The following is a 13,795-nucleotide window of genomic DNA, read 5'->3' on the forward strand; positions in this document are numbered from 1 at the left end:
GGTCAGGCGCTGGCATCGACCATGCCGTGTCGGACTGCCAGAAGGGTCAACTCAACATCGCTGCTGATCGAGAGCTTCTCGAAAATACGGTAACGGTAGGTGTTCACGGTTTTTGGCGACAGGCACAACTTGTCGGAAATGATCTGCACTTTCTGACAACCAACAATCATCAACGCAATCTGGATTTCGCGCTCGGACAAGGCATCGAACGGCGAATCGTTGGTCGGCTGGAAAGACTTGATCGCCAACTGTTGAGCGATCTGCGGGCTGATGTAGCGCTGACCGGCAAAGACCAGGCGAATGGCCTGAACCATCTCCGGCAATCCCGCGCCCTTGGTCAGGTAACCGGCGGCACCTGCTTGCAGCAACCGTGTCGGAAAGGGATCTTCTTCGCACACAGTGACGGCAACCACCTTGATGTCCGGATGACTGCGCAGCAGCTTGCGGGTGGCTTCAAGGCCGCCGATGCCGGGCATCTTGACGTCCATCAGCACCACGTCGGGCTTCAACTCACGCGCCTTGATCAGGGACTCTTCCCCGGACTCGGCCTGGCCGACCACTTGCAGGCCATCGATATCGGCCAGCATCCGTGTAATGCCTGTACGAACGAGATCATGGTCATCGACCACTAGCACCCTAATCAAGCAGACACCTCGCGATATGGTCTTATTGGGATGCCCGACACCTTAGCAAAAAGAGCCAGACAGACCTAGCGGAAAGCCGCATTTAAAAAGTTTCAATTCATCTTTGAGGTCTTGCCAGCCGTGGCTTTCAGAGCACAGGCGTGCTCAAATCGAGCTGCATGCGCAGGAAACACTCGTCCTTTCCATGAAGCTGTAGTCCTTTTCGCTGATACAAATTTTTTGCCGGATTGTTTTCGAATACCGTCAGCCGCAAAGCCGTACGCTTCTCATGGCGAGCCATCTCGATAACCTGATCAATTGCCCAGGATCCCGCGCCCTGCCCCTGAAACGCTTCAGCCAGCTGCAATTCACGTATATACAGTGCCCGCGCATCGCGGCTCAGGCTGAGAAACCCCAGCGCTATATCATTGCGGGTGATCAGCCAGTTTTCTCGGCCCGTCCAGGCGACGTCAAAGGCTTCATCCTGCCAAAGCAGCTCATGTTGAATGTAGTACGGCAACATGTTCCTGCAGGTGAGATCGCGGGCGAACGCCAAGTGCTCAGATGTTGCACGACGTAACCGGAACGTCATCGTGGCACATCCACTGCAACGACCCGCCCGCTCCATTCGCCATCACGACGCTGTGCGACTACCAGACAATCGCCCGCTCCTGCTGCCGAAACCAAAAGATCGCCAGTTTCTGACCAGATCGCACTGCGACCCGCAGACTGCCAGCCGCCGGTGAGACCTCCGTGATTGGCCATCAATACGGCCATCGAATGGTGACGAGCATAGCCGTGCAGCAACGCAGAATCTGGCTCGTAGCCTTTCTCGCTGATCAATACACCCGCCGCGTACAGATTGGCACCCTGGTCAGCGGCAGCGGCCGCGTGGCTGGCGTGATTGAAATCAGCGCAGACCGCCAGCGCAACCTTATCGTCACCGATTCGCAGTGTTGCACCGCCGATGCCGGGGGCGAAAATCCGCTCCTCGCCCGTGTGCAAATGTTGTTTGCTGTAAACACCGAGCGAACCATCAGCCCCCAAGACCAACGCGCCAATCCATACCGCAGACGCTTTATCTGCCCGGATCGGCATCCCGACGACAGCGGTGACGCCCAGCGTTCGCGCCAGATCGCGTAACGGTTCAATGACCGCATCGTGCGGATCAATGGCCAACGCTGCTGCCGCCTCACCTTCATAACCGGTCAGCGACAACTCCGGAAAGACCAGCAACTCGACGCCCTGCTCCGCCGCCACTTCGATAAAGCACAAATGGCGTTGGATATTCGCCGCAAGATCCCCCGCAATGGAGATGGATTGGGCGGCAGCAATGGTCAGCGTCGACATGGTTCATCCTTGGGTTCAGGCGAAACGCTGAGTTTGTCACAACTGTTGCTACGCTCAAGCGATAGGCAAATTGTTCTTCACGCCATAGCATTTTATGATTGCTGAGGCGCATCGGCCTCTAGTAAGCTCGGCGCATTCATTGGAGACAGACCATGTTCAACGCCCTTCCACAGCTTCGTATCGTCAGCGCCCTGCGCTCGATGGCGGCTGCGTGGGCGAAAGACGTTTGTGCTCCGGTCAGCTTTTATTTTGGGTATTGGTTTAGCCACTAGCGCGCCTGATACCCAAACGGCGCCCATGTATAACGGGTCGCCTACCAGAGATTTCTCAACCCCCGGTCGGCCTCCCGACCGGGGGTTTTGTTTTTTCTGGCCCCTGCTTTTTCAGCAACACACCAGACACTTTTGAGGATTTACCCATGAACTACGCCACTTATTACCGTTACGACACTTTTACCGCCTGGCGATTTATCAGCCTCCGCTCGGGACAGCCTGCCGCCTCCGATCGGTCACCCACCGGTGGCAAACGCACACACGTAGCCAATACGGCCAATTGTCGAACACCCCAGTAGGGCCGAGCGAGCGGGAAGCACCCGCCGCCAGCCCAGGAATTGTGAATATGAACTCGTCCGTTTCTGCTCTGCCACTGTCCAGCCTCAACTCTGCCAATGAAGCGCTGACCCTGCGTCTGCCCAGCTCGTTGCAACTCAAGCAGCAATTGCCCCTGAGCACTGCCTTGAGCCAGCAAGTCGCCGCCCACCGCCAGGCGGTACGCGCCATTCTCAACGGTGAAGACCAACGTTTACTGGTCATCGTCGGCCCTTGCTCAATCCATGATCCTCAGTCTGCCCTCGAATACGCCGACAAACTCGCCCGTCTTGCCGATCAAGCCAGCAACGAAATGCTCCTGGTGATGCGCGCTTACGTGGAAAAACCCCGCACTACGGTGGGCTGGAAAGGTCTCGCGTATGATCCGCACCTCGATGGCAGCGATGACATGGCGGCAGGCCTGAGCCTGTCGCGCGAACTGATGCTGGAAATGATTCGCCTCGGTTTGCCAGTCGCTACCGAACTGCTGCAACCCATGGCCGCCGGTTACTTCGATGACCTGCTGAGTTGGGTCGCCATTGGCGCGCGCACCACCGAATCGCAGATTCATCGCGAAATGGCCAGCGGTCTGGGCATGCCGGTCGGCTTCAAAAACGGCACCGACGGTGGCGCCGCAGTGGCCGTTGACGCCATGCGCTCAGCCGCACACCCGCATCGGCATTTCGGTGTCGACAGCCAAGGGCATCCGGCAATCATTCAAACGCCGGGCAATGCAGATACCCACTTGGTACTGCGCGGCGGCCACAAGGGGCCAAACTACGACCGCAACAGCGTAACCGCCATCAATGCCGAACTGACCCGACTGAAAATCCCCGGCCGGATCATGGTCGATTGCAGTCACGCGAACAGCGGCAAGGATCCTTCGCGTCAGCCCGCTGTTTTCAATGACGTACTCGAACAGCGCCTGCAAGGTGACCGCTCACTGATCGGCATGATGATCGAGTCGCATCTTTTCGAAGGTTGCCAGCCGCTGAGTCCTACGATGCGCTACGGCGTTTCCATCACCGATGGTTGCCTGGGTTTCAACGCGACGGAGCACCTGCTTCTGGATGCCGCAAAGCGTTTGAGTGCTCAGCCGCGCACCTGATGACAACGCCCTCCGGTACTTTTCGCACCGGAGGGCAATCGTGCTACTCAACTCGTAGCAGCGTTATCGCGGAGGCTTGACTGTCATCATCCGAGCGCTCCACTGAATAGGCGATGCGCACTGTCGAGCCCTGATGCTCACGCCAGAACCGGTGGGGCACGATAAACACCAACGGCTGCCCCGCTGACTCGCGGGTAATCTCACGCTCGTCACGATGGTTGAAGTAATCACCATCACACTTGAGATAGACCAACTCACCCTCCTGAGCTTGGGCATTGCCGATCACAACGGTGATGCCATCCGTTGAGTCCACCACATCAAGCACTTCGTCCTGAGCTTCGAGGACATCCGGCGCCTCGAGCAAACCACGAATCAAAGGTGCGATGACAAAGGTTGCGATGTCGGAATCTCGCGCCTCGCCAGTTTTCGGCTCAACCCGATAACGCACTGTCACTTCGCCGCCAAGATGTCCCGCAATAAGATCAGCACCAATCCAGAAAGACAGCGTATTGCCTACCGCCAACGACTGCAGGGTCAATGCATCGTTAAACACCTCCGTCAGAACAGCACCTTGCCAGGTCAACAACACTCTGTCGCCTTCGGCCATACGTGAATACGGTCGAAGGCTGATGCAGGTGCCTTCGCTGAGTCGCTCAGGATCAAGGATTGCGCCAACCGCTTCTTCGACATAGGGCGCAAGCAACCTCGGGCGAACATCGCCGACGTCCAGTTGCAACCTTGCCGACGTGAGCGGTTGCGCTTGTTTGGCACTGAAAAGCGTCCAGTAGATTTCCAGCGACCCACCATCCAGCGCCGCGACATGCACGCCTTTGATGACGAATACGATTTCCTTGCCGACCTGTGCTTCGCTGACGAAACGAGCGCTTTCATGCTGATAGGTGAACCCATCGATATCGAGCCCTTCCCAGCGCAACAGCACTTTATCGCCGCACGCCATGTTCGGGTAAGGCGGGATCCGGACGATGGCCCTCTTCAGGGACGGGTCAAGTACGGCTTGTGTCATCGAATCAAGATTCGGTGCGGGCAATGCAAGCACTGCCTCGGCATCCAGGGTATTGCCCGCTCGAAAGCAGAACTCCAGCGACGTTTCATCCGCTTTGAAACTCAGCGCGCCCTGTTTATCCAGTGCAACCCAGCGCGGCTGAAAAGTGCCGGGGTTCTGCGATGACGCGACTGACAGATGTGCTTCATGCGTAGTCATGGGTGCCTCCATTCCTTGGATTAAACGCTGTCGTCAATGACTGCGTTGACTGCCCCTATTTAACGCGGTCAATCATTCAATGGATATCAGCCGATTGCCTTTAAGCACGGAGGCAAAGGCATCACGCAAAGTAGGCAAGCCGCAAAAAAAACCAACACGCCGTCCGATAGACGTCCAAAGAATAGGAGCTGGATTTCAGCACTTTCCGAAGTTTCGTACAGCTTCTAGTCCAGATTCCAACGACAACCGAGGCTTATTCGTACTTCGCTAACGGAATGACTGTTTTAGAGTGGCACGCAGATTTCACCCAGAACCTCTGCGAAAAGGTAGTCAACATGCAACGGAATGCTACAACTCAGTACCCGATCCTGCTGGTACATGGCCTGTTCGGATTCGAGCGTATTGGCTCCTTCGAACTCTTCCACGACGTCAAGAAAGCACTTCAGGCTGTTGGCTGCCGAGTGCTTGTACCGCATCTTTCAGCCACCCATGACAACGAAATGCGCGGTGAACAATTGTTGCAGCAAATCGACACGGTGCTCAGGGGTACCGATTCGAGCAAAGTCAATCTGATCGGGCACAGTCAGGGCGCACTCGCCGCCCGATACGCTGCGGCGCTTGCCCCACACGCCGTCGCTTCCGTGACATCGGTGAGTGGCCCCAACCAGGGTTCGGAATTGGCCGATGTGCTGCGTGAAGCACTGATTCCCGGACAACTGCCAGAAAAAATCGCGCAGACAGTCGTCACGTTATTTGCCGATTTTTTGTCGGTGCTCAGTGGCCGCATAGCCATGCCGCAGAATGCGATCGCTGCGCTTGGCGCCCTGACGACGCAAGGCATTGGCCGCTTCAACGAAAAATACCCTCAGGGCCTGCCCGACAGTTGGGGCGGCCAAGGGCAAGAATCGGTCAATGATGTTCGTTACTATTCCTGGAGCGGCACGTTGCCGGATCACAGTCAGCCAACGCTCGATCCGGTGGAGCACATCTGCCGAAACCTAGCCAGATACTTCAAAAAAGACGCTGGGCAAAACGACGGATTTGTCGGCCGCTACAGTTCTCACCTGGGGAAAGTGATCCGTTCGGACTACCCGTTCGACCATCTGTCCATTCTGCGTAGCGCAAGTGCCTTGCGCGCAGTATCACCGGATCCGATCGAACTCTACGTGGCGCATGCCCGCCGCCTGCAGGCAGCTAACCTGTGAAGTTGCCGCGTCACGCAAACGGAACTTTGCCGAGAAATCGCCCACTGAATCCGGTAGGCTCCGCACTTTACTGATATTGATTGGAGATTTTCCCCATGGCTAAAGCCACTGCCCGTCACATCCTTGTTGCCAGCGAAGACAAGTGCAACGAACTCAAAGCCCAGATCGAAGCCGGTGCTGATTTCGCCGAAGTGGCCAAGGCCAACTCCACCTGCCCTTCCAGCCGTCAGGGCGGCGACCTCGGTTCGTTCGGTCCTGGCCAGATGGTCAAGGAATTCGACACCGTAGTATTCAGCGCACCGGTCAACACCGTGCAAGGCCCGGTGAAAACCCAGTTCGGTTATCACCTGCTGGAAGTGACCAGCCGTCAGGACTGATCCTTCGCATTGAATGAAACATAACGGCCCGCCTTTTGGTGGGCCGTTGTGTTTCAGTTACACGATACGGCTGGCGAGCCGCGCGCCGCTCGCGTACAAATTACGCTTATCGATCACCCGGCTCTAAGGCTGACAATGCGACTGGCTTTCCCCACATTGATGTTCACTGCCGTGACGCTGCTGTTGAGCGCCGTAGGTGTGAGCGCGGCACCGCAACATGCATTGACCGTTTATGGCGAGCCGGCGAAGTATCCCGCCGGTTTCAGCCACTTCGACTACGCCAATCCGCAGGCGCCCAAGGGCGGAACGATGCGCCGCTCGGCGATCGAGATCGGCCACTTCGACCATGTTCTTCCTTATATAGACAAAGGCATCGGCGTCACCCAGATCGACGGCATGCTCTATTCGCCGCTGGCGCAGCGCTCGATGGATGAGCCTTACACTGTCTACGGCCTCGTCGCGCAAAAAATCGAGCGCGCTGACGATGGGTTGTCCTTGCGCTTTTTCATCAATCCGAAAGCGCGTTTCGCCGACGGTACGCCGATCACCGCCGAGGACGTGCGCTACACCTACGATTTGTTGATGACCCAAGGCAGCCTGCGCTATCGCACGCAATTCGCCGACGTCAAAGGCGTCGAAATCGAAGCGCCGCTGACGGTGCGATTCGATTTCAAGAGCAATGAAAACCGCACTCTGCCACTGGATATCGCCACTCTGCCGGTGTTTCCCGAGCATTGGTGGAAGACCCGTGACTTCGCTGGCGGTGGCGGCTATGAAGCGCCATTGGGCAGCGGCCCGTATCGCGTCGGCAAGGTCGACTCCGGACGCAGTATCACTTTTGAACGCAATGCCAACTGGTGGGGCAAGGATCTGCCGGTTAGCCGCGGCTTGTACAACTTCGATCACTTCAGCATCGAGTATTTCGGCGACACCGACGTCGCCCGTCAGGTGCTGCGCGGTGGCGCGTATGACTACAACCGCGAGTTCTCGGCCACCGGTTACTCGATCGGTTACGACAGCCCGGCATTGAGTGACGGGCGCCTGCAAAAGGCTCATTTGGCCACTGAGGCGCCGCAATCGGCGCAAGGTTTTGTGTTCAACCTGCAGAAGCCGATGTTCCAGGATCGTCGCGTGCGTCAGGCACTGGCCATGCTCTGGGATTTCGAGTGGAGCAACCGGCAGATGATGCGCAACCTGTACATCCGCCAGCAAAGCTACTTTTCCAACACTGAGCTCGCCGCGTCAAAATTGCCCGATGCGCAAGAACTGCAGATCCTTGAGCCGCTGCGTGGCCAGGTGCCTGACGAAGTCTTCAATCAAGTGTTCGAGGCGCCGAAAACCGACGGCAGCGGGATGATCCGCGATAAACAGCTGCAAGCCTTGCAGCTGTTGGAACAGGCTGGCTGGAAACCGGATGGCGACCAGTTGGTCAACGCCGAAGGCGAGCCGCTGAGCTTCACGTTTCTGGTCAGCCAGAACGGCATGGATCGCTTGCTGCTGCCTTATAAACGCACGCTGAAACAAATCGGCATCGACCTCAACATCCGGCGCATCGATTCCTCGCAATACGTCAATCGCCTGATGAGTCGCGACTACGACATGATCGTCACCGGCTACCCGGTCAGCACTTCCCCCGGCGGCGAGCTGCTCAACTATTTCGGCTCGGCCTCGGCCAACGACCCCGGCGCCAACAATTACATGGTGCTGAAAAATCCGGCCGTCGATACGCTGATCAACGGCCTGATCCGCGCCTCGACACAATCCGACATGCTGCATTACGCCCACGCACTGGATCGGGTGCTGCAATGGAATTACTACTGGATTCCCAACTATTACCCGCCTGGCACCTCGACGGTCTGGTGGAACCGCTTCGGCATGCCGGCGGTGCAAGCGAGCAATGACGAAGCGATCGAGAGTTGGTGGGAAATCAGCAGCACACCGCTGACCAACCAACAGATGACGGCCGAGAAAATCGGACGTGGCAAACCCGGAGGGCCGCACTGATGTGGGGTTACATACTGCGGCGTCTGCTGCTGATCATTCCGACACTGGTGATCATTCTGCTGGTCAACTTCGTGATCATTCAAGCGGCGCCCGGTGGCCCGGTGGAACAGGCCATCGCTCACTTGCAAGGCATCGGCGGCGGCAATGTCGGTGGTGGTGCCAGTGAAGCCATTAGCAGTACATCGCGCGCCAGTCGCGGCCTCGACCCGCAACTGATCAAGGACATCGAAAAACAGTACGGCTTCGACAAACCCGCGCATGAACGGCTGTGGCTGATGCTGAAGAATTACGCGCAACTGGACTTCGGCAAGAGCTTCTTTCGCGGCGCCACGGTGACCGACCTCATCCTCGAAAAAATGCCGGTGACCATTTCCCTTGGGCTCTGGGCGACGCTGATCACCTATCTGGTATCGATTCCGCTGGGCATCCGCAAAGCCGTACACCACGGCAGTCATTTCGATATCTGGAGCAGCACTGCAATCATCATTGGTTACGCGATGCCGGCGTTCCTCTTTGCGATGTTCCTGATCGTGGTGTTTGCCGGCGGCACTTCGCTGAACTGGTTCCCGGTGCGCGGTCTGGTCTCGGACAACTTCGAATCGCTGTCGACACTCGGCAAGATCACTGACTACTTCTGGCATCTTGTGCTGCCAGTGACGGCGCTGGTGATCGGCGGATTCGCCACGCTGACGATTCTGACCAAAAACTCGTTCCTCAACGAAATCACTCGCCAGTACGTGGTGACTGCCCGGGCCAAAGGCTTGAGCGAGCGACGCGTGCTCTATGGGCATGTATTTCGTAACGCGATGCTGCTGGTGGTGTCAGGCATTCCTCAAGCGTTCATCAGCGTGTTCTTCGCCGGTTCGTTGTTGATCGAAGTGATCTTCTCCCTCGACGGTCTCGGGCGCATGAGCTACGAAGCGGCCGTCTCCCGCGACTATCCGGTGGTATTCGGTTCGCTGTTCATCTTCACCCTGTTTGGCCTCCTGATAAAACTGATTGGCGACCTCTGCTACACGCTGGTGGATCCGCGCATCGACTTCGCCGCGAGGAACGCCTGATGTTCAAGTTTTCGCCGTTGGGCCGTCGCCGCTTCGAGCGTTTCAAGAGAAACCGTCGGGGCTGGTGGTCGTTGTGGCTGTTTATCGGTCTGTTTGCGTTGACGTTGGGCGGCGAGTTGATCGCCAACGACAAACCGCTGATGGTCAGCTATCAGGGTGAATGGTATTTCCCGGTGTTCAAGCGTCACACCGAGCAGGAGTTTGGCGGGCAACTACCGTTTCAGGCCGATTATCGTAGCGAGTACGTGCAGAATCTGATCCGCAAGGACGGTGGCTGGCTGCTGTTCCCGCCGATTCCGTTCAGCGATGACACGCCCAATTACGACCTCAACAAACCGGCGCCGAGTCCACCCACCACCGTGAACTGGCTAGGCACCGACGATCAGGCGCGGGACGTGCTGGCGCGGGTGATTTTCGGTGCGCGGGTGTCGATTCTGTTTGCGTTGATGCTGACGTTTGTCAGTGCGCTGATCGGCATTGCGGCCGGTGCGCTGCAAGGCTATTACGGCGGCTGGGTCGACTTGATCGGGCAACGCCTGCTGGAAGTCTGGTCGGGATTACCGGTGTTGTATCTGCTGATCATCCTTTCCGGTTTCGTTGAGCCGAATTTCTGGTGGCTGCTGGGGATCATGGCGCTGTTTTCGTGGCTGGCGTTGGTCGATGTGGTGCGCGCCGAGTTCCTGCGTGGGCGCAATCTGGAATACGTCAAAGCCGCGCGGGCCTTGGGGCTGACTGATCGCAAAGTGATTGTCCGGCACATCCTGCCCAACGCGATGAACGCCACGTTGAGTTATCTGCCGTTTATTCTGACCGGAGCAATCTCCACCCTCACCGCGCTGGATTTTCTCGGTTTTGGCATGCCCGCCGGCAGCGCCTCACTGGGTGAACTGATCGGTCAGGGCAAACAGAATCTGCAGGCGCCATGGTTAGGTTTGACGGCGTTTTTCACCTTGGCACTGATTCTGTCGTTGCTGGTGTTTATCGGCGAAGCGTTGCGAGACGCCTTCGACCCACGCTCTTGAAGCAGAGATTGACGATGACTGACAACCTGATCGAAATCCGCGACCTCAACGTCGCCTTCAATGACCAGACCGTGGTGCGCAACCTGTGTCTGGACATCCGCCCCGGCGAGTGCCTGGCGCTGGTCGGCGAGTCGGGTTCGGGCAAATCGGTGACCGCGCATTCGATCCTGCAATTGCTGCCCGAGTGTGATGCCCGCACTACCGGCAGCATTCGTTATCGCGGCCAGGAGTTGGTCGGCGCTGACCCCAAAGTCTTGCGTGAACTGCGCGGCAATCGGATTGCGATGATCTTCCAAGAGCCGATGACTTCGCTCAATCCACTTCACACCATCGAAAAACAGATCGGCGAAACCCTGTTGCTGCACCGTGGCCTCGGCGGCAAAGCGGCGCAGTCACGCATTCTGGAATTGCTGCAACTGGTTGGCATCAAAAAGCCTGAAGAACGCCTCAAGGCTTATCCGCATCAATTGTCTGGCGGGCAACGCCAGCGGGTGATGATTGCCATGGCGCTGGCGTGCGAACCGGAACTGTTGATCGCCGACGAGCCGACGACCGCGCTGGACGTGACGGTGCAGCGCAAGATCCTGCTGCTGCTCAAATCCCTGCAACAACGCCTCGGCATGTCGCTGCTGTTGATCAGCCACGATCTGAATCTGGTGCGCAGCATCGCCCAGCGGGTTTGCGTGATGAAGGCCGGGGAAATTGTCGAGCAGGCGCCGTGCGAGATTTTGTTTACCGAACCGAAGCATCCGTACAGCTGCGTCTTGCTCAACGCCGAGCCCGAGGGCGAAGCGCTGCCCCGCGATGAGCGCGAGAACGTGCTGGAAGTCGAGGATCTGCGGGTCGATTTTGCCTTGGGCGGCGGTCTGTTTGAGCGCAAGCAGTATTTGCGCGCAGTGGACGGCATCAGCCTGACCATTCAGCGCGGCAAAACCCTGGGCATCGTCGGCGAGTCCGGTTCGGGCAAATCAACGCTGGGTCAGGCGATTCTGCGCTTGCTCGACTCCGAAGGCAGCATCCGTTTTCAGGGCGAAGCGCTCGACGGGCTCAATCAGAAACAACTGCGGCCATGGCGGCGGCAGATGCAGGTGGTGTTCCAGGACCCGTTCGGCAGCCTCAGCCCGCGCATGTCGGTGGCGCAGATCATCAGCGAAGGCCTGGAGGTGCATTGCGAATCCACCGCCGATGAATGCGATGCGCAAGTGATCCGTGTGCTCAAGGAAGTTGGTCTCGACCCGGAAAGTCGTCATCGTTACCCTCATGAGTTTTCCGGCGGGCAGCGTCAGCGTATTGCCATCGCGCGGGCGCTGGTGCTGAAACCGGCGCTGATTTTGCTGGATGAACCGACATCGGCGCTGGATCGTACCGTGCAGAAACAAGTGGTCGCCCTCCTCCGTGATTTGCAGGAAAAATACGGTTTGACCTATCTGTTCATCAGCCATGATCTGGCGGTGGTGCGCGCCTTGGCGCACGACATGATCGTGATCAAGGACGGCAAAGTGGTCGAGCGCGGCGCCAGTCATGATGTGTTTGATTCGCCGCAGCATCCGTATACCAAAGAGCTGTTGGCGGCGGCGCATCCGGGGTAGGCGTTTTAGCTTAAAAAACCGCGTCGCGGCCATCGCGAGCAAGCTTTGCTCCTACAGATAACGCGAATTCTGTAGGAGCAAGGCTTGCCCGCGAAGAGGCCAGCACAGAAAACCAGAACATCCAGGATCCACCCCATGAATACCACCGAAAGCCTCAAGGACTACCAACGCGTGCGCACGCTGGCGATCCGCTCGTTGTTCGAGATCATCGAGCAGTCCAGCGAAGGCACGGTGATCGTTGATCGTGATGCCAATATCGTCTGGATGAATGAGCGTTACGCGCGCCGATTTGGCCTCGACTCCGCTGAAGGCGCCATCGGCAAGCCCTGCGAAAGCGTGATCCCCGGCAGCCTGCTGCGTGAAGTGGTGCGCACCGGGCGGCCGATCCTGCTCGACATGCAAGACACGCCAAAAGAACCGCTAGTCGTCATGCGCCTACCGATCCATGACGACGCCGGCACCGTCATTGGCGCCATCGGTTTCGCCCTGTTCGACGAGTTGCGCACGCTATCGCCGATGCTCAAGCGCTACCTGAGCATGCAGGAAGAATTGGCCTCGACCCGTTCACTGCTGCGCGCACGGCAGACTAAATACAACTTCGCCCACTTCATCGGTACCAGCGCCGCCAGCCTTGAAGTCAAACGCCGCGCCCGACGCAGCGCCAGTGCCGAGTCGCCGGTGTTGCTGCTCGGTGAAACCGGTACCGGCAAAGAGCTGTTGGCGCAGGCGATTCACAGTGCTTCGCCGCGTGCGCACAAGGCGTTCGTCAGCATCAACAGCGCGGCGATTCCTGAAGCGCTGCTGGAAGCGGAATTCTTCGGCACAGCGCCGGGCGCGTTCACCGGCGCCGACCGCAAGGGCCGCACCGGCAAATTGCAAATCGCCCAGGGCGGCACGTTGTTTCTTGACGAGATCGGCGACATGCCGCTGCCGCTGCAAAGCAAACTGCTGCGGGTTTTGCAGGAAAAGGAATTTGAACCGGTAGGCTCGAACGAGGTGATTCAGAGTGATGTGCGGGTGATAGCTGCCACTTCGACCGATTTGCAAGCGGCGATCAAACGCGGTGAGTTCCGTGCCGATTTGTATTACCGCCTCAATGTGCTGCCGATTCAAGTGCCGCCGTTGCGTGAGCGTCTTGATGATTTGCCGGCGCTCAGTGAGGCGATTCTGGAGGAACTGCGCAGTCAGCATGAGCTGCACCGCGATGCGCTGGAACTGCTCGGGCAGCACGCCTGGCCGGGGAATATTCGCGAGTTGCGTAATGTGCTCGAGCGCGCGGCGTTGCTCAGTGATGACTTGATGCTGACGGAGAGTGACATTCGTGCAGCAATCGGGCCGCTGAGCCCGGTTGAGCGTGCGTCGGCGCCCACACTTGAAGCGCCAAGTGAGGAGACATTCGCTCAAGCGCGGGAGCGGTTTGATCGGCAATTGATTGAGGCCGCCCTTGCGCAATGTGCGGGGAAAGTGCCGGAGGCGGCGGCTCGGCTCGGGCTTGGGCGGTCGACGTTGTATAAGAAAATGGTGGCGCTGGGGATTGCTTAGTCTCCCAATAGAGACGCTGTCTCCTTTTTTGGATGCGTTATTTTAAGATCAAAAGATCGCAGCCTTCGGCAGCTCCTACAGAGAAAACCCATCTTCTACTGTAGG

12 protein-coding genes are annotated in these 13,795 nt (G+C 58.0%); 8 read left to right on the plus strand and 4 right to left on the minus strand.

Annotated features, from left to right (window positions below; all coding sequences use genetic code 11):
• Nucleotides 1-2: 2 nt before the first annotated feature.
• The 3 genes from uvrY to AD669_RS13310 form a co-directional block, all read right to left on the minus strand.
• On the minus strand, nucleotides 3-644 hold the full coding sequence (gene uvrY, locus AD669_RS13300) for a UvrY/SirA/GacA family response regulator transcription factor (protein ID WP_024012761.1): 642 nt from the start codon (nucleotides 642-644) through the stop codon (nucleotides 3-5).
• A 127-nt stretch (nucleotides 645-771) separates the two neighbouring features.
• On the minus strand, nucleotides 772-1,215 hold the full coding sequence (locus tag AD669_RS13305; protein WP_053120412.1) for an N-acetyltransferase: 444 nt from the start codon (nucleotides 1,213-1,215) through the stop codon (nucleotides 772-774).
• On the minus strand, nucleotides 1,212-1,973 hold the full coding sequence (locus tag AD669_RS13310) for a carbon-nitrogen hydrolase family protein (RefSeq protein ID WP_053120414.1): 762 nt from the start codon (nucleotides 1,971-1,973) through the stop codon (nucleotides 1,212-1,214). The genes AD669_RS13305 and AD669_RS13310 overlap by 4 nt, the downstream gene beginning before the upstream one ends.
• A gap of 618 nt (nucleotides 1,974-2,591) precedes the next feature.
• On the opposite strand from AD669_RS13310, the gene AD669_RS13315 reads away from it, so the two are divergent.
• A complete protein-coding gene (locus AD669_RS13315; RefSeq protein ID WP_053120416.1) occupies nucleotides 2,592-3,668 on the plus strand; it encodes a 3-deoxy-7-phosphoheptulonate synthase in 1,077 nt (358 codons plus the stop codon).
• 43 nt (nucleotides 3,669-3,711) lie between these two features.
• Here the strand turns inward: AD669_RS13315 and AD669_RS13320 are convergent, their stop codons facing one another.
• Nucleotides 3,712-4,890 carry a hypothetical protein gene (locus tag AD669_RS13320; protein ID WP_156316151.1) on the minus strand — a complete coding sequence of 393 codons (1,179 nt, stop codon included), beginning with the start codon at nucleotides 4,888-4,890 and terminating at the stop codon, nucleotides 3,712-3,714.
• A 335-nt stretch (nucleotides 4,891-5,225) separates the two neighbouring features.
• On the opposite strand from AD669_RS13320, the gene AD669_RS13325 reads away from it, so the two are divergent.
• The 7 genes from AD669_RS13325 (at nucleotide 5,226) to AD669_RS13355 (ending at nucleotide 13,690) form a co-directional block, all read left to right on the plus strand.
• Nucleotides 5,226-6,095 carry a triacylglycerol lipase gene (locus tag AD669_RS13325; RefSeq protein WP_053120418.1) on the plus strand — a complete coding sequence of 290 codons (870 nt, stop codon included), beginning with the start codon at nucleotides 5,226-5,228 and terminating at the stop codon, nucleotides 6,093-6,095.
• A gap of 95 nt (nucleotides 6,096-6,190) precedes the next feature.
• On the plus strand, nucleotides 6,191-6,472 hold the full coding sequence (locus AD669_RS13330; RefSeq protein WP_053120421.1) for a peptidylprolyl isomerase: 282 nt from the start codon (nucleotides 6,191-6,193) through the stop codon (nucleotides 6,470-6,472).
• Nucleotides 6,473-6,607: 135 nt separating this feature from the next.
• Nucleotides 6,608-8,476, plus strand: coding sequence for an extracellular solute-binding protein (locus AD669_RS13335; RefSeq protein WP_053120423.1), 1,869 nt, complete (start codon nucleotides 6,608-6,610; stop codon nucleotides 8,474-8,476).
• Entirely contained in the window at nucleotides 8,476-9,537 is a 1,062-nt protein-coding gene (locus AD669_RS13340; RefSeq protein WP_053120425.1) for a microcin C ABC transporter permease YejB, read from the plus strand. Before AD669_RS13335 ends, AD669_RS13340 begins: the two co-directional genes overlap by 1 nt.
• Complete coding sequence (locus AD669_RS13345; RefSeq protein WP_053120427.1) at nucleotides 9,537-10,559, plus strand: ABC transporter permease; 1,023 nt, start codon at nucleotides 9,537-9,539, stop codon at nucleotides 10,557-10,559. Before AD669_RS13340 ends, AD669_RS13345 begins: the two co-directional genes overlap by 1 nt.
• A 14-nt stretch (nucleotides 10,560-10,573) precedes the next feature.
• Nucleotides 10,574-12,148, plus strand: coding sequence for an ABC transporter ATP-binding protein (locus AD669_RS13350; RefSeq protein ID WP_053120429.1), 1,575 nt, complete (start codon nucleotides 10,574-10,576; stop codon nucleotides 12,146-12,148).
• A 135-nt stretch (nucleotides 12,149-12,283) separates the two neighbouring features.
• Complete coding sequence (locus AD669_RS13355) at nucleotides 12,284-13,690, plus strand: sigma-54-dependent Fis family transcriptional regulator (protein ID WP_053120432.1); 1,407 nt, start codon at nucleotides 12,284-12,286, stop codon at nucleotides 13,688-13,690.
• Nucleotides 13,691-13,795 lie beyond the last annotated feature (105 nt).

It is taken from the genome of Pseudomonas sp. P1.31 (genome assembly GCF_001269815.1).
In the GTDB taxonomy this organism is placed as follows: domain Bacteria; phylum Pseudomonadota; class Gammaproteobacteria; order Pseudomonadales; family Pseudomonadaceae; genus Aquipseudomonas; species Aquipseudomonas rustica.